This is a genomic window from uncultured Porphyromonas sp. (assembly GCF_938039215.1).
GTDB lineage: Bacteria > Bacteroidota > Bacteroidia > Bacteroidales > Porphyromonadaceae > Porphyromonas.
The window spans coordinates 21,218-37,972 of record NZ_CALHVI010000033.1; the positions used below are offsets into that span (position 1 = coordinate 21,218).

The 16,755-nt window shown below is 59.3% G+C and carries 9 protein-coding genes; 7 read left to right on the forward strand and 2 right to left on the reverse strand.

All coding sequences use genetic code 11. The features are described from left to right. Positions 1-9: 9 nt before the first annotated feature. Positions 10-7,056 carry a cell surface protein SprA gene (sprA, locus tag Q0336_RS04845; RefSeq protein ID WP_298526236.1) on the reverse strand — a complete coding sequence of 2,349 codons (7,047 nt, stop codon included), beginning with the start codon at positions 7,054-7,056 and terminating at the stop codon, positions 10-12. Positions 7,057-7,154: 98 nt separating this feature from the next. Then, positions 7,155-7,772 carry a Holliday junction branch migration protein RuvA gene (gene ruvA / locus Q0336_RS04850; RefSeq protein WP_298526238.1) on the reverse strand — a complete coding sequence of 206 codons (618 nt, stop codon included), beginning with the start codon at positions 7,770-7,772 and terminating at the stop codon, positions 7,155-7,157. Between the two features lie 394 nt (positions 7,773-8,166). Here ruvA and ileS point away from each other — a divergent pair, with 394 nt between their 5' ends. Genes ileS through Q0336_RS04885 form a run of 7 tightly spaced genes read left to right on the forward strand, consistent with a single transcriptional unit; the run spans position 8,167 to position 16,746 of the window. Beyond that, positions 8,167-11,595 carry an isoleucine--tRNA ligase gene (gene ileS / locus Q0336_RS04855; RefSeq protein WP_298526240.1) on the forward strand — a complete coding sequence of 1,143 codons (3,429 nt, stop codon included), beginning with the start codon at positions 8,167-8,169 and terminating at the stop codon, positions 11,593-11,595. Positions 11,596-11,652: 57 nt separating this feature from the next. Further along, the gene (locus Q0336_RS04860) at positions 11,653-12,036 is read left to right on the forward strand and encodes a TraR/DksA C4-type zinc finger protein (RefSeq protein ID WP_298526242.1); all 384 of its coding nucleotides are present in this window, start codon (positions 11,653-11,655) and stop codon (positions 12,034-12,036) included. 12 nt (positions 12,037-12,048) lie between these two features. Further along, on the forward strand, positions 12,049-12,717 hold the full coding sequence (locus tag Q0336_RS04865) for a lipoprotein signal peptidase (protein WP_298526244.1): 669 nt from the start codon (positions 12,049-12,051) through the stop codon (positions 12,715-12,717). Between the two features lie 21 nt (positions 12,718-12,738). Beyond that, entirely contained in the window at positions 12,739-13,626 is an 888-nt protein-coding gene (locus Q0336_RS04870; RefSeq protein WP_298526246.1) for a DUF4296 domain-containing protein, read from the forward strand. Positions 13,627-13,636: 10 nt separating this feature from the next. Next, positions 13,637-13,927 (forward strand): hypothetical protein, encoded by a 291-nt coding sequence (locus Q0336_RS04875; RefSeq protein ID WP_298526248.1) that lies wholly within the window; start codon positions 13,637-13,639, stop codon positions 13,925-13,927. 42 nt (positions 13,928-13,969) lie between these two features. Continuing rightward, positions 13,970-15,493, forward strand: coding sequence for a glutamate--tRNA ligase (gene gltX, locus Q0336_RS04880; protein ID WP_298526250.1), 1,524 nt, complete (start codon positions 13,970-13,972; stop codon positions 15,491-15,493). A 20-nt stretch (positions 15,494-15,513) separates the two neighbouring features. Continuing rightward, positions 15,514-16,746, forward strand: a complete 1,233-nt coding sequence (locus Q0336_RS04885; protein ID WP_298526252.1) for a glycosyltransferase N-terminal domain-containing protein — start codon at positions 15,514-15,516, stop codon at positions 16,744-16,746. Positions 16,747-16,755: the final 9 nt, after the last annotated feature.

Genomic DNA, 16,755 nt, shown 5'->3' on the forward strand with positions numbered 1-16,755 from the left:
AGCTGGGGATCAGTTCGAGAGACTGATCCGTAGTGACACACCGAAGGAAGTGGTGGCGATGGGGAAGGAGTAGGTACTTACCAGAGGTACATTGCGGCTGTACTCGTAGTAAGCGCTTAGCCCGAGCAGGCGACTCAGATCGTACTCCGCACTGAGTCTCAGACGCTGGTCTACGAGGCCTGCCGTCGCCTGCGCATAGCCTTCCTGAATCCTGCGGATGAGGGTGAGGGTACGACGGTAGCTGTATTCGCCTCTCAGAGTAAGCCCTCGGGCGGTGGCAGAGGCTTCGGTAGGCTTCGTGCTCCGACGACGACGGCGGGGCTGGGGGCGAAGGAGCTGGGCGAGGTCGGCGATCTTATAGTTCAGTCCGAGCGTGAGCTCGTTGGAAGAGGATTCGATGAGGCTGGAGGCCGAGAGGTTGAGCACGAGGCCTCGACTGCGTCGCCACTGGGCAGACATCCCGAGACCATTATGCCAGATGAGATCGAGTCCCGCTAGGGGGAAGAAGCTCTCCTGCAGGGCTACCGAAGGAATATCATAGGCGTAGCTGAGGCGAGAGGAGGCGGGGGAAGAGCCATCCGAGGCAGGGGCCTCCACGAGACCGAGCCCCTCGGGATCCGAGCCCTGCCAGCCCGTGAAGGAGGAGAAGTCCCCCACGGTATAGGTCGCCCGATAGATATGTCTGAGGGTCACGGAGCGGAAGTACTTCTTGAGGGCGGGGAGGCGAGAGAGTCCCGTGTAGCTGACGGACCAGTTCGGGAGCATCCCTAGGAGCGAAGGCAGCGCACGGAGACTGACGCTGGAGACATCGCCCGCTTGGGTGTAGGCCATGCGGAAGGCTGGGATGAGCACGGCGGGAGCGTTCTCCTCCAGCGTCGTCCCTACTGAGGAGACGAAGCTCTGACGCTGGCGCTGGGCAAGGCGGGAGCGAGCCGAGAGGAAGCGCTCGAACGTCTCCGAGGCATAGCCCTCGGTAGCACGCAAGGGGGCGAAGAAGCCCCTCAGCCCGATGGTCGTCATCGTGAAGTCTCCCCCATAGAGGCGAGGGCGACCCCGATACATATATTGTACCTCCGTGCGGTCGGTACGGGTATGATTGGCTGAGAGGGTGATGGAGAGATCCCTGAGAGGCTGGAGTGTCGCCCGCACATCCACGGTACGGGTCTCGGAGAAGACTCCGGGGGTCAAGTGCTCCGTCGTCATCAAGAGATCGCCCCGATCGGCAAGCCTGTCGATGAAGTCCACATCACTCAGACCGAAGGCAAAGGCAAGCCCTGGAGAGAGCATTCCACCCGAACGGCCTTGCCCTCCCACGGAGCGTATCAAGGGGAGGAAGCCACCGAGGTTGGTGCTCTTCGTATCCCGATAGGTCAGGGCTAGATCCTTCACCATCAAGAGGGTATAGACGAGGCGGTCAAGCACCTCTTCGCCCCAAGGCTCTTGACTTACTCGTGGGGCTTTCTTCTTCCGAGAGGGAAGCGAGGCCGAGGGAGCGCTGGCGAACTTCCGCTCCAGACGGGCGAAGTAGGGGATCTTCTGGTAGAGCTGCCTCAGCTGGAGCTGGGAGGTAGACTCGAGGCTTCCTTGGCTGGAGAGGGCATGCGCCACGGGAAGCGATACATCAGGTACCTGAGCACCACGATCCCAAGTGTAGGCACTGCTGTAGGTCAGCTGGGAGGTCACGAACGAGAGCGGGGCGATGAGGGCGGTAGGGAGCTGGTAGGTGAGGCTGGCATTCTGCCCGTAGTGCACGGGCGTGCCTCCCTCACGGATGCTACGACTGACCGAATCCTGCCAGATGCGCCAGCCGTCGGGGTTGAGCGCTTGGTTCACCTGCAGATGAGGCTCCTCGATACGTGCATCCGTGCCCGAGGCGAAGGTGAGCGTCAGCGAAGTCATCGGCGACCACGTGAGGCTGAGCTTACGATTCCAGAGGAACTGCTGGGCGAAGGTCGCAGGCAGTCGTTCGCCCTCCAATGCCCCCCCGAGGCTACGCATCTGCTCTTCGTCATAGCGTCGGAGCATCGAGGTCTCTAGATGCAGGCGAGCGGGCCACGGGGTGAAGCTCCACCCGCGGAGCCAGTTCGCCCACGGGCTCTTCCCTCGCAGCTGTCCGAAGGGAGTGAGGGGGCGGAAGGTGGGGGCGTAGTCGTAGCGCACCGCAGCCTGCCAGTCCAGATGACGGCTGTACTCGATGTCGGGGGTCTCGTCGAGGGAGGTGTTCCGCTCGTAGGAGAAGGATAGGTTCGCTGGGTCGTAGGGCATAGGCACTCGGGAGCGGATCCCTAGAGAAGCATTGGAGATCGCTAGGCCTTGGCTTCGGCGGTGGGTGATGGTGCGTGCTCGGAGCGAATCTCGCTGCTCCCGTCTCGGGAGCGAGCGGAGGGCATCGGAGAGAAGCACATCTTCGTCCAGCGGGTTGTACTCGGGCGTGAGGACTTCGTCCGAGAGCGAGTAGTAGAGGGGAAGACTGACCTTGGCCTTAGCGGGAAGGAGCTGCCCCAGCTCCGCATTCGAGGAGAAGTGCACCGAGCGACGACTCTCCATCGTCCGCCCCGAGAGAGGCACATCGATCGCCCCGAAGCCCGCTGACATGTACTGAGCCCTGAGGCTAGCCGTACCGAGCTCCGCCAGCTGCAGGGTCGACTGCACATGGCCTGCCCAGCCCGTCTCTTCATGGTAGTCCCCGACACGGAGCTCATTGACCCAGACCTCGACACTGCGAGTCACTCCCGAGCTATTGCGCACGCCGATGAGGAGGGTGCGCACGTTGGAGAGCGAAGGATTGCCTAGGACCGAGAGCTTGCGCTGAGGCTGGTCGGCATCGGGGCGGGAGAAGAGGCGGTAGAGCGAAGCGCCCCCGCCAGCGAGCGCCAGAGCGGTATTGCGCTCCCGCTTGAGCGCCACGAGCTTGTCGAGGGCAAGATCTAGGTAATTCTCCGTCGGCCAGACACGGGCTCGGTCACTGGGGCTATTCGTGCTGTAGCGTCCAGCGGGCGTGAGGACGAGGGGGAGGGAATACTCGTAGTAGTTCTGCGTCGCGTCTGATCCCAGACGCACGAAGAGCGTGAAGTCGCCATCCTTCAGCCCCGAGAGGTCGCCTAGGAGCTCCTCGGCATGGGCGAAGAGCTGTAGCCTGCGGTAGCGTCTGAGGTCGTACTGCACCAGACGATAGACAGCACGGGCATCACCCGAGGGGAGCGAGGAGAGCCGGAGCGAAAGGGCTTGTTCATTCTGCTGGAGACTTTGCCCGCCCTCGGCATCGAGGCTACGAGATACCCCTGGGGGGACGACATAGCTCACGGGGGTGCGGTCAGCGTGCTCCTCGATATTGACCGACGAGACAGAGAGCTCCGTCTGAGGCGAGGGAGCGGGGCTCGTCTCATCAAGTGCCCCTTCGTAGGCTCGCCAGTCGCCCCGCACCAGACGAAGCGAGCCGAAGCGGAGCTGAGTCTCCCTATCGAAGTCGGTGAGGTAGAGGCGCATGAAGCGGATACTCCTGAGGTCTGCCCCGCCTCCGATACGAGCCGAATGGGAGCGGAGCGGTACCTTGAACTGATACCACGTCACGGGCGAAGTCTTCCCATTCCTTAGGCGTGCCTCCACCCGACGCTCACTGACGATGAAGTTGTGCCCCGCCTTGAGGTCCTCGGGACGAAGCGAGATCCTGTACTCGAGGTAGCGGTTGAGCTCATTGAGATTGTAGTCGCCATTCACATCCTCGACATCGGGGCTAACCGCAGCGGCCAGACTATAGCCATCACCTCCTGTCTGCTCGGACGAATTGCCTTCGGTGCCGTTGTAGCGCTTGTATCGCTCCAGTATCGGGAGCTGGGCAGCATCATAGTCCGCCCCCCGATAGTGGTGGTAGTCGTCCCCCGCAGGATCATTCAGTGGGCTGAAGGGATCGGCCTGCCAGCGTGCCCGAGTCTCTGGTGCTAGCCGAGCCGTGAGGGCACTGACGAAGGCCGTGTAGCTCGGGTGGCGCTTCTCCTCCTCGGTCGATAGCCCGTTGAGGCCGACATCCTGCTTCTCCCGAGCTCCTGCAGCGTTGTCGAAGGAGTAGCCGACACTAGGTCGTAGAGGAACTCTTCCCCAAGGAGTCTCTTCCACCGCCCCTGCCGAAGGGGTGAGGGGAAGCCCATTCTCATAGAACTTCTTCCCGTCTCGTAGGATGTCCTCAGAGATATCGCCGAGATTGATGTACAGATCGCCCCCCCGAAGACCCTCCTTCGAGAGCTCGTCGGCGAAAGGATCCATGAGCCAGAACTCGATGTACTCGATGTTCGCTGCCTCGAAGTCCGCTTGGTCGATCCTGCGCATGATACCGGCCCAGCTGCGCTTAGGGTCTTGGATGCGTCCCGTCGGCAGGAGCGAAGCGGCATTGAGGTTATAGGGACCGAGCTCCTCGGGGTAGTAGCTCAGCGAAAGGGTCGGCAGGTAGCTCGGCTGACTGACATTGATATCCTTGTAGGGGTAGAGCTCCGACGAAGGGATCTCACGCACTAGGTGACGACTCACCAGATCAGGGCTATTGCGTATGTAGGCGGGGGTATAGGCACTGCGCTCCCGAGTGAAGAGCGGGTCGATGGTGAACCAAGCGATCCGAGCTCGACGCTCCCCATAGCGGAGGTAGTCCGTCGGTGCAGCACCTTCGGGGAAGAGCGTCTGGGGAGTCGAGGCCAGATGCCAGCCAAAGGGACTCAAGAGATCAATGGAGCTACGGGAGGACTCGAAGTCATCGAGGTAGCTATTACCACGGGTATATCTATTCTCGTAGTGCCCAGGGATGAGTTGGGCTACCTCTGCCGAGAGGCTGAAGGAAGCAGGCTGACTGAGATCAAGGAAGGGGAGCTTATTCAGGAGGCGTGTCAGTGCTGGGGACTTGGTCTGATAGCTGAGGTTAGCTCCCCACATGGTGTTCTTCATGCTCTCCTCGCCTAGGGCCACCTTCGTCGAGAGAGGGAGCTCGGAGAGGTGCATCAGCGTCGCTCCCAGACGGAAGTCCTTAGAGAAGTTATACCCGAGATCCACCCCGATCATCGTCTTACGCTGTAGGTTCGCTCCTGTCCCACCCTGCAGGCTCACGTCGATGGGTGTCTTGGTGGAGAGGAGTTGCTGATTGAGGATCTTCACCTTCCCAGCGAGGTAGTCGACGCTGTAGTCGGAGCCTTCAGTCAGGAGCGAGCCACCAGCGGTGACACGCACCGAGCCTGGGGCGACATTCACCGTCCCGAGCGAGATCTCCCCAGCGGAGGTAGCCCGATACTCGCCTCGGAGGTAGTACTTATTCTTCTCGGCATGCTTCGTGGCTTCGACAGGGGTAGAGCTATAGAGCTCGGGGAAGGCATAGCGAGCCTGCCACGAGCCCGAACCCAAGGCATCGGCAAGTGTCGCACCGAAGGGCTCGACGGTAGGGAAGAAGAGGAGCCCTTCACTTGAGCGCACTGTATAGCCTTCGACGAAGTCAAAGCGTCCATCGGCACGTGCCTCCCCTCGACTGTCCAGACGATCCAGTCCGAGCACCGAGAGGAGAGGCTTCCCCTTGAGTGGACCTTCTGGTAGATAAGGCAGGGCTCGACCCACAGCATCGTCTCGGTAGAGCACCTCGAGCTTGAAGCCCTGTGCTTGTACATCCCTCACCCCAGCACCGAGGCGGTAGACATTGCGCATCATCAGCGACCAAGCGGGAGCAACGGGAGTCATATCCGTCCCTTTGAGGAGCTTGACGAAGAGGACGGACGAGGAAGCATCGGGGCGATCAGAGGAGAATTCGCCTACCCGATAGACCTTGCCCTCGTAGGTGAACTCATAGGCTACGGCGAGGACTTCATCGGAAGCAAGGGGAGCGGAGAGGCTGATGTACCCGAGGGCACTATTCAGGGTATAGTCGGTGGAGGCTAAGCGTCGAGCGCTCTCGATCTTCTCATAGTCGAGGGCGGGTCGTAGCGGGTGTATGCCCCCTGCGAAAGCACTGAGTCCTGCGGTGATCCCAGCGCTCTGCCTCAAGCTGGGCAGCGAGGTAAGGTCTTGGTAGAGGCTATTGGCCTCGTTCTGGGGGACAGGGCGCTGAGGGGAGGCAAGACGTATGCCAGCGTTGTGCACCCTGTGAGGCTCCCCCAGATCCACGAGCGCTAGGAGATCTCGGGCATCATCGAAGCGTCCCCTTCGGTTCGTCACCCACACCTCCAGCCGAGTGATCTGTACCGAAGAGCGAACATAAGGTAGGCTACTGAGGGCTCGGTCATACTGCCCTCGGAAGAAATCCCCTAGGAAAAAGTGTCGCTGAGCATCATAGCTAGAGGCTGAGAACTCAAACCGCTCCGTCTGCTCCCCGCCCCTACTCGTAGCTCGGCGGCTCTCCGTGCGCTGCTGGCTGACGATGAGGTCGGCCTCGAGGCGGCCCAACTGGAGCTTGGTATGGACACCAAAGAGTGTCCCGCCCCCGCTGATGAGGGAATTCTTCGGCTGCAGTGATACTTGCCCCGCCTCGATCAGTTTGATGATATCATCTTCGCCCCCCTCGAAGGTCAGACGCAGCTTCTTCGCATCGAAGTCGAAGGTCGAAGCGGTGTTGTAGTTCATATCGAAGTGCAGCTTCGTCCCGAGCGAAGCCTGCACTCCTGCTTGGATCTTCTCGTCGAAGTCAAAGAAGGTATGCCTTCGTGCCCGCTGAGGAAGAGCGGGATTGTCGGAGCGGGTGGACTTGAGGCCTGCCGAGAGCTCTGCCGTCCCCTGCAGGCGGAGCTTCAGTCCACCTGGACCGAAGAGACGAGCGCCGAGCCCCCGCTCTTCGCGAGAGCCAAGGGAGGCTAGGCGCTTTGCTTCCCCCGCCTGCTTACTCTTCAGATAGAGCTGATCCCAGTAGCGACTCTGCTCCCGACGCTCTTGGTAGCGGAGGTATTCGGCGTAGGTGTAAGGGATGGGAGTGCCGAGGGGCTTCCCACCGACGAAGGTCGTATAGAGGTAGAGCCCCGTCTTGGGGTCATAGACGAAGCGGGTCTCTAGGGGCGAAGCACTTAGCCCCACGGAGTCGGCTACGAAAGGGGCATTCAACCGCTGGGCTAAGAGCGGTGCACCCAAGGATAGAGCGAGGAGTAAGCTCCCCACCCAGCGCCTCAGTCTGGTGCTCACTCCCTCCGTGCCCACGGCTTCTAAAGGAGCTTGAGACTCTGCTTGATCAAGTCCTCGACCCGAATCGTGGGGTCTGAGGCGATGAGCTGACGGACGACCTTGAGCGCCGCCGCTTCGGGATAGCCGAGCATCTTCAGAGCGCTCACAGCTTCGTCGGGAGTAGCAGTATCGAGGGGCTGGACACGGCCACGGGTCGTCGAGGTCGGGATCGTAGTGGCGACTTCGCCCGTTTCCTCTAGGGGAGGGAGCTTGCCTCGTAGGTCTACGAGGATGCGTTGAGCGGTCTTGAGGCCAATACCCTTAATAGCCTTGAGGGGCTCGATCTGCCCCAGTGTGATGATGCTATTCAGCTCATGCGGGGGATACGAACTGAGGATGATCCGTGCCGTATTGGGCCCGACACCCGAGACGGTCATCAGATGGCGGAAGAGCTCCTGCTCGGCACGCGTAGCGAAGCCATAGAGCAGATGGGCATCCTCACGGATCACCTCGGTGATGAGGATCTTGCCCTCTTTCTGCCCCGTCAGGGCGGTATAGGTCGTCAGGGAGATAGCTACGGCATAGCCCACACCTGCGCACTCGACGAGCACGGCTGTGGGAGTAAGTTCGGTATAGGCACCTCGGAGGTAAGCAATCATCTAGATAGAATTTGAGTTTTGGAGGTCGTGGTACAAAGTTAGCCAAAAGGCGCTACTAGCCCGCTCTAAGCGCCCCCTTGGGAAGGGGCTCAAAAAAACCTACTGTGGGTCGCCTGACCGACCCACGGTAGGTCGTCGATGCGACCCACAGTAGGTTTTTTCGGCGACCTACCGTAGGTCGCCGAGACATCCCCTCGAGCACCCTACAGAAGCACATCGCTAGGCGGGCGCTCCGCTCCTCGGGGGTAGGACTTCGGACGGCTCTGAGGCTGAGGGACAAACATAGGGGGTAAAAATGTATCTTTGTACCGTTTTTTGAACTACCTTGAGGGTGGAGTATCGGTGCCCCTCACCGCCTCCCCCTTGATACGAATATATAAGATAGGTACGCTGTATGAGCCACAAGTTCCCTGAATACGATAGCCTTCAGCTCTCGGGAATCAATCAGAAGGTCCTAGACCAATGGCAGGAGGAAGACCTCTTTGCCCGTAGCCTTGCCCTGCGTGAAGGAGCACCCTCATTCGTCTTCTATGAAGGCCCTCCCTCCGCCAATGGGATGCCAGGTATTCACCACGTCATGGCACGCTCGATCAAGGATATCTTCTGCCGCTACAAGACGATGAAGGGCTTCCGTGTCGATCGTAAGGCCGGATGGGATACCCACGGTCTGCCCGTAGAGCTCGGTGTCGAGAAATCCCTCGGTATCACCAAGGAGGACATCGGCAAGAAGATCAGCGTCGACGAATATAATGCTGCTTGTCGCCGTGAGGTGATGAAGTACACCCACGAGTGGGAGGAACTCACTCGCCTCATGGGCTACTGGGTGGACATGGAGCACCCCTATATCACCTACGACAATCGCTATATCGAGACCCTCTGGTATCTGCTCAGCCAGATCTACAAGAAGGGTCTGCTCTATAAGGGCTACACCATCCAGCCCTACTCCCCTGCCGCAGGGACGGGGCTAAGCACCCACGAGCTCAACCAGCCTGGCTGCTACCGAGATGTCAAGGACACGACCTGCGTGGCGCAGTTCCGCATCCTTGAGCCTCGTGCCGAGCTCCTTGGGCACGGCGACCCCGTCTTCCTCGCTTGGACGACGACCCCTTGGACCCTCCCCTCCAACACCGCCCTCTGCGTCGGTCCCGAGATCGACTATGTGGCTGTGCGCTCCTTCAACCCCTACACGGGTAGCCCCATCACGGCAGTTGTTGCTCGTGCCCTCCTGCACACGCTCTTCAGCAAGGAGCACGAAGGACAAGAAGCCCTCGAGGCATATCAGCCAGGAGACAAGAAGCTCCCTTACCTCATCGTCGCCGAATGGAAGGGGAAGGAGCTTGTAGACATGCGCTACGAGCAGCTCCTGCCCTGGATGCGCCCCGACGGCGATGCCTTCCGTGTCATCGCAGGGGACTTCGTCACCACCGTCGACGGTACGGGGATCGTACATATCGCCCCTACCTTCGGGGCGGACGACAACAAGGTCGCCAAGGCGAGTAGTATCGCTGGCCTCACCGTCCTAGATAAGGATGGCAACCTTCGTCCTATGGTCGATATGACGGGTCGCCTCTTCCGTCTGGAGGACCTAGACCCTAGCTTCGTCAAGGACTTTGTCGATGTCGAGCGCTACGGAGCCTATGCAGGTCGCTACGTCAAGAACGCTTACGACGACAGCCTCACCGAGGAGGATGAGACCCTCGACGTGACGATCGCCATGCAGCTCAAGCAGGAGGGTCGTGCCTTCAAGATCGAGAAGTATGTCCACTCCTACCCCCACTGCTGGCGTACCGACAAGCCCGTACTTTACTATCCGCTCGACAGCTGGTTCATCCGCACCACTGCTTGTCGTGAGGAGATGATGCGCCTAAACGATACCATCAACTGGAAGCCCGAAAGCACCGGTACAGGACGCTTCGGTAAGTGGCTGGAGAACCTCCAAGACTGGAACCTCTCCCGTAGCCGCTACTGGGGGACACCCCTGCCCATCTGGCGCACCGAGGACGGTCGTGAGGAGCTCTGTATCTCTTCGGTCGAAGAGCTCTACCAAGCTATCGAGCAGGCCGTCAGCGCAGGGCTGATGAAGGAGAACCCTTGGAAGGACTTCACCCCAGGGCTCTACACCAAGGAGAACTACGACAAGATCGATCTGCACCGTCCCTATGTAGACGACATCATCCTTTGCTCGCCTTCGGGTAAGCCCATGTACCGTGAGACCGACCTCATCGACGTGTGGTTCGACTCAGGTGCTATGCCGTTTGCTCAGCTACACTATCCCTTTGAGAATAAGGAGCTCCTCGACAGTGGTCGTGCCTTCCCAGCAGACTTCATCGCCGAGGGGGTAGACCAGACACGAGGATGGTTCTTCACGCTGCACGCCATCGCCACGATGGTACGAGGTACCAACAGCTTCAAGGCGGTCATCTCCAACGGTCTTGTGCTGGATAAGAACGGCAACAAGATGAGCAAGCGCCTCGGCAACGCTGTCGATCCCTTCGAGACCATCCGTCAGTATGGCTCCGATCCCCTGCGCTGGTACATGATCAGCAACTCATCGCCTTGGGACAATCTCAAGTTCGATGTCGAGGGGATTGATGAGGTGCGTCGTAAGTTCTTCGCTACGCTCTACAATACCTATCAGTTCTTCGCTCTCTATGCCAACCTCGATGCCTTCGACCCCACGGCAAGCGAAGCGATCCCCTACGAAGAGCGTCCAGAGATCGACCGCTGGATCCTCTCTACCCTCAACAGCCTCATACTCGAAGTCGATAGCGACCTAGAGGACTACGAACCTACTCGTGCCGCTCGTGCCATCGGGGACTTTGTCTCGGAGCAGCTGAGCAACTGGTACGTGCGTCTCTCTCGTCGTCGCTTCTGGGCTGGTGAGATGACTACGGATAAGCTCTCGGCTTACCAGACGCTCTACACCTGTCTGGTCACCGTGGCTAAGCTCATGGCACCCATTGCGCCCTTCTATGCCGATCAGCTCTACCGAGACCTCGTAAGCTGTGGCACCAACGCTACCGAGCATTCGGTGCATCTGGCGGACTTCCCCAAGGCTAACCGCAGCGAGATCAACGAAGCACTGGAGCGCAGCATGCACCTAGCGCAGAGCATCTGCTCTATGGTCCTTGCCCTGAGACGCAAGGTGAACATCAAGGTGCGTCAGCCTCTGCAGCGCCTCATGATCCCCGTGACAAGCGAAGAGGATCATCAGGCTATCCTGCCCGTCGTGCCTCTGATCCTAAGCGAGGTGAACCTCAAGGAACTGCAGTTCGTCACCGACGGCGAAGGCATCCTCGTCAAGCGCATCAAACCCGACTTCAAGAAGCTTGGCCCCCGCTATGGCAAGATCATGAAGGCCATCGCAGCAGCAGTAGCAGAGTTCTCACAGGAGCAGATCGCTACCATCGAGCGTACGGGGCAGATCGACTTCACCGTCGAGGGAAGCCCCGTGACCATCCTCAGAGACGATGTCGATATCTATTCAGAGGACATCCCAGGCTGGCTGGTCGCTAACGAAGGCACCCTGACCATTGCTCTAGATATCACCATCACCGAAGAGCTCCGTCTCGAAGGTATGGCTCGTGAGCTGGTCAATCGCATTCAGAATCTGCGCAAGCAGTCGGGCTTCGAGGTCAGCGACAAGGTGCTCGTCACCCTGCCTGAGGACGAGGAACTCCATCGAGTCCTCGCAGTATATGGCTCGTACATCGCTAAGGAAGTGCAGGCCGTCTCCCTCGAGGAGAAGAGCGCCTTCACCCCGACGCTGGAGCTGGATCTGGACGATCGCATGATCCCCATTTACATCGAGAAAGCTAACTAATAATATCGTGTAGGGCGGATGTATGCCGCCCTACACTCTTACTATTACTACTATACAATGAGTACCCAGAAAACCTCGTACACGGACGAAGAACTTCAGGAATTCCGTGAATTGATTGTGCACAAGCTTGACCAGGCCATTCGCGATTATGATCTCTTGAGAGAAAGCGCTACGGACCGTGCAAGCAATGATGTATCCGACACACAGCCTACCTTTAAGGCTGTCCATGAAGGCGCTGCTGCCCTATCCAAGGGCGAAGCTGGTCGTATGGCCGAGCGACTGCTCAAGTTCATCCACAACCTCCAGGCGGCACTGCGTCGCATCGAGAATAAAACCTACGGCATCTGCCGAGAGACAGGTAAGCTCATTCCCAAGGAACGTCTACGTGCCGTCCCCCATGCTACCCTCTCGATCGAAGCCAAGCTCCAAGAGAAGAAGTAACTCCAAAGACTGATGACAAGAAGCTCTAAGACAGCGCTCCTGACGGGAGGGTTCGTCCTCCTACTGCTCCTAATAGACCAGGTGACCAAGATCTGGGTCAAGACTTCGATGGTCGAAGGGGAGATGCACCAGATCACCTCGTGGTTCAAGATCTACTTTGTCGAGAACGAAGGGATGGCCTATGGCATCACGTTTGGTAGCAAGCTCCTACTGACCCTCTTCCGCATCATCGCCATGGGGGCAGGTGCCTATTACCTAGGGCGACTGATCCAGATGGGGCGCTTCTCGCTGGGCTTCAGCCTCACCCTCGGGCTCGTCGTAGCTGGGGGGCTGGGCAATGTCATCGACTGTCTCTTCTACGGAGAGATCTTCACCTCTAGCCACGGGGCCGTAGCCCAACTCGTCCCTTGGGGCGAAGGCTACGGCACCTTCCTCCACGGTAAGGTCGTCGACATGCTTTACTTCCCACTCATCGAGACGACCTACCCTTCATGGAGTCCCATCTACGCTGGAGAGCCCTTCATCTTCTTCAGCCCAATCTTCAACTTCGCTGACTCCTGTATCTCTGTGGGAGTAGCGCTCCTTCTACTCTGCTATCGGCATACCTTCTCTCAGGCGCTGGAGACACTCTTCCCTGGGAAGCAGTCGGACCAAGATGAAGCGTCCGAAGGTGACCGTTAGCCCCCTCTACGATCAGCGCTCATGTATCACTATTGGAAGTCCTCCCGAGGCACTACTAGTGCCTCCCTGCTGGCACTACTGGTGCTTATCTTGACGCTCGGAGCATGCTCTGGACGCAAGGCTAAGTGGGAGAAGATCGACCTGAAGACGATGCAGCGCTTGATGCCCGAGATGCTCGTGGCGGAGGCTGCCTTCGCTCAGCGCTCTCTGGATGACAGCCTACGTGTCCTAGGCTACCAAGCGATCCTCAGCCGCTATGGCTATACCCTCGCCGACTGGGACAGTTCACTCGTCTGGTACGGTCAGCACCGCATCGAGGAGTATCGCAAGATCTACGAGTACGCCGCAGCCTCGTTGACTCCCCAGCAGAAGAGCCTCCGACAGCGCTCCGACAGCATCGATCGTCTTGAGATGAGACGAGGCGCATGGAGGGCAGGGGCGCTTGACTCGGTGAACCTCCTCCGAGACAGCGTCGCCTACTATGCTCCAGGAAGCTATGTCGAGCGGAGCTTCACCTTAGAGCCAGGCTCCACTTACAACACCGGTACGGAGCTGCGCTTCCTCGTGCGTCTACACGGCTCTCGGGGGAAGTTCCCCGCAGGGAGCCTAGCGATGCAGATGCACCTCTACTACACCGACTCCACCCAGAGCGTGAAGACCCTCGGGCCGCTACAGTCTGGGCTCAATAGTCTCTCCATCACCATCCCCGAGGGCAAGATGATGCACACGGCGATCGGTCTCCTCAGAGGGCGCTTCCCCCGAGCTAAGGGAAAGCTCTTCGTCGTAGACAGCTTCAGTGTTGTACGCTACTCGGGCGGATCCATCGCCGAGCCCCCTAGCACCTCCGACGAAGCACCTGCTGATGAGTTTACCGAGTCTCCCGAGATCGAGGAGCTCACGGATCGTTAGCCCCTCCCCGATGGACACGACCCCTTCACCTCGCTATGCGAGTCACTACCTCCGCCTCGGGCGCTATATCGCTCGCTCGGTGCTCGTCGAAGAGCTGGGAGCGGGGCGCTATCGCTTAGCCCCCTTCTCTGCAGAGCTTGAGCGGACGATCTTCCTATCAGGGACACTGCGTCTGGAGTGCGCTTCTTGCCCCCTTCAAGCGGAGGAAGCTCCAGAGGAAGTCCCTTGGAGCTCGCTCCAGAGCCTCCTCGAAGAGCACGAAGGCTGGACACTCCAGCTACCTCGAGATCGAGGCTACTAAGATCACTAAGGTTTCACCATAATTCATATACCCTACCCCATCATGTCAGATCGTAAAGTACGGGTTCGCTTTGCCCCCAGCCCCACGGGCGCCCTCCATATCGGAGGCGTACGGACGGCTCTATATAACTACCTTTTCGCCAAGGCACATGGCGGTGAGCTCCTCCTCCGAATAGAGGATACAGACAGTCAACGCTTCGTGCCTGGTGCTGAGGCCTACATCATAGAAGCTCTTCAGTGGCTTGGTATTCACTTCGACGAAGGTGTAAGCTACGGGGGAGACTGCGGCCCCTATCGTCAGAGCGAACGTAGAGATATCTACCGCAAGTACGTACAGCAGCTCCTCGATGCTGGTCGTGCCTACATCGCCTTCGACACGCCCGAAGAGCTGGAGGAGAAGCGCAAGACGATCCCCAACTTCCAGTACGATGCTACTACCCGTGGCTCGATGCGCAACTCCCTCGTCCTCTCCAAGGAGGAGGTCGATGCCCTCATAGCACAGGGGACACAGTATGTCGTCCGCTTCCTCGTCACCCCGAACATCGAAGTCGAGGTCGATGATATGATACGTGGACGCGTGTCCTTCAACAGCTCCGTCCTCGACGACAAAGTACTCTACAAGAGTGCTGACGACTTGCCCACCTATCACTTAGCTAATATCGTCGACGACCACCTCATGGACATCTCCCATGTCATTCGTGGGGAAGAGTGGCTCCCAAGTGCACCGCTCCATGTCCTGCTGTACGAAGCCTTCGGCTGGAGAGACACCATGCCTCGCTTCGCCCACCTCGCCCTGCTCCTCAAGCCCGAAGGCAATGGTAAGCTCAGCAAGCGAGACGGCGATCGTCTAGGCTTCCCCGTCTTCCCCCTCCGCTGGGTTGACCCTAAGACTTCGGAAGTCTCCTCGGGCTACCGTGAGAGTGGCTACCTGCCTGAAGCGGTGGTCAACTTCGTAGCGCTCCTAGGCTGGAACCCCGGCAACGAGCACGAAGAAGTCATGTCAATGGACGACCTCATCCAGTACTTCCGCATCGAGAAGTGCAGTAAGGCTGGGGCGAAGTTCGACTACGAAAAGGGGAAGTGGTTCAACCACCACTACATCCAAGTCTCCGACGACAAGCGCCTAGCAGAGCTCCTTCGTCCTCAGCTGGAGGCTAAGGGCATCGCCTACAACGAGAGCTATGTCGCTCAGGCCATCGCCCTCGTGAAGGAGCGTGCCCAGACCCTCGTAGAGCTCGAGGAACAGATCGATTACTTCTTCACCGCTCCTACCAGCTACGATGAGAAGACCGTGAAGAAGCGCTGGAAGGACGACAGTTCTGCTCAGCTGACCGAACTGATGGCGCTGCTGGAGACCCAGAGCGAAGAGCTCCCCAGCGAAGCTACCGAGACCGTCGTCAAAGCTTGGATCGAGGAGAAGGGCTACGGTCTTGGGGCGGTGATGAACTGCCTTCGCCTCGCTCTCGTCGGGGCGGCAAAGGGGCCACACCTCTTCGACATCACCGCACTGCTCGGACGTAGCGAGACGCTCAGTCGCCTCCGCCGAGCCATCGAAGTCTTGGGCTAATATCCCTCGAGACCGACTACATGAATCCTCTATATAGCTTAGCAGGGATAGTCGCTTCGGCAGGGCTGCATCTAGCTGCCTGCTTCCATGACAAAGCTCGGCTCATCGTCCGAGGACGCAAGGAGACCCCCGAGCGACTACGCCGTCTCGAGAAGGGACGGCGGGTCGTGTGGTTCCATGCCTCTTCGCTGGGGGAGTTTGAGCAAGGTCGCCCGCTGATGGAGGCTTGGCGACAGGCTCACCCCGACTGGCAGATCCTGCTCTCCTTCTTCAGTCCCTCGGGCTACACGGTACGCCACGACTACGCAGGAGCGGATGTCGTCGTCTACCTGCCCTCTGACCGAGAGCCCTCGGTGAGTCGCTTCCTGCGCCTTGCTCGCCCCGATGTCGCTATCTTCATCAAGTACGACTTCTGGCCGACGATGCTCTGGGAGCTCGCCCGACGAGATGTGCCTACCTACCTCGTCTCTGCCATCTTCCGAGAAGACCAGCTCTTCTTCCGCTGGTACGGGGGCTGGTACCTGAGACTGCTCAAGCTCTTCCGCCACCTCTATGTGCAGGACAAGGCTTCGGAGGAGCTCCTCCGAAGGCATGGGGTCACCGAGGTCAGCGTCACGGGAGATACACGCTTCGACCGTGTCGAGGCTATTGCCAAGGCAGCGAAGGAGATCCCCGAAGTAGCAGCGCTTGACCGAGGTCGGCTCCTCATCGCAGGGAGTACTTGGCCCGAAGACGAAGCGATCCTGATCCCTTACTTCAACCAAGCTAAGGACGACTTCACCCTCGTACTCGCTCCGCATGAGATCCACGAGGAGCACCTTCGCTCGATCGAGGCTCAGCTCACCCGCCCTGCCGTACGGCTCTCCCAGTGTAAGGCAGGCGAGCCCCTTCCCGAAGGAACGGCCTGCATCATCATCGATAGCTTTGGTCTACTCTCCTCCGTCTACCGCTACGGCACTTGGGCCTATGTCGGTGGTGGCTTCGGCAAGAGCGTGCACAATACGCTGGAGGCCGCCGTCTACGGCATCCCCGTCTTCTTCGGTCCCGAGATCCACAAGCACAGAGAAGTGCGAGAACTCGTAGCTCGCTCTTCGGGCTTCGTCCTGCATGATCAAGCAGAGCTAGCACAGCTCCTAGACCGCTTCTCTTCGCCCGAGGAATGTCAAGCACTCCGCAAGCGTACCGAGGCCTACTTTGCCGAGGAGCGAGGGGCGACAGAAGCCATCCTCTCCGACCTCTTCCCCAAGGACTAAGCAGGGGCA

What these genes read in the sequence shown, in the direction of transcription:
- gltX (WP_298526250.1), top strand. Translation starts at nt 13,970, where the DNA reads ATGTCAGATCGTAAAGTACGGGTTCGCTTTGCCCCCAGCCCCACGGGC.
- Q0336_RS04885 (WP_298526252.1), top strand. Translation starts at nt 15,514, where the DNA reads ATGAATCCTCTATATAGCTTAGCAGGGATAGTCGCTTCGGCAGGGCTG.
- ileS (WP_298526240.1), top strand. Translation starts at nt 8,167, where the DNA reads ATGAGCCACAAGTTCCCTGAATACGATAGCCTTCAGCTCTCGGGAATC.
- Q0336_RS04870 (WP_298526246.1), top strand. Translation starts at nt 12,739, where the DNA reads ATGTATCACTATTGGAAGTCCTCCCGAGGCACTACTAGTGCCTCCCTG.
- Q0336_RS04875 (WP_298526248.1), top strand. Translation starts at nt 13,637, where the DNA reads ATGGACACGACCCCTTCACCTCGCTATGCGAGTCACTACCTCCGCCTC.
- Q0336_RS04860 (WP_298526242.1), top strand. Translation starts at nt 11,653, where the DNA reads ATGAGTACCCAGAAAACCTCGTACACGGACGAAGAACTTCAGGAATTC.
- ruvA (WP_298526238.1), bottom strand. Translation starts at nt 7,772, where the DNA reads ATGATTGCTTACCTCCGAGGTGCCTATACCGAACTTACTCCCACAGCC.
- Q0336_RS04865 (WP_298526244.1), top strand. Translation starts at nt 12,049, where the DNA reads ATGACAAGAAGCTCTAAGACAGCGCTCCTGACGGGAGGGTTCGTCCTC.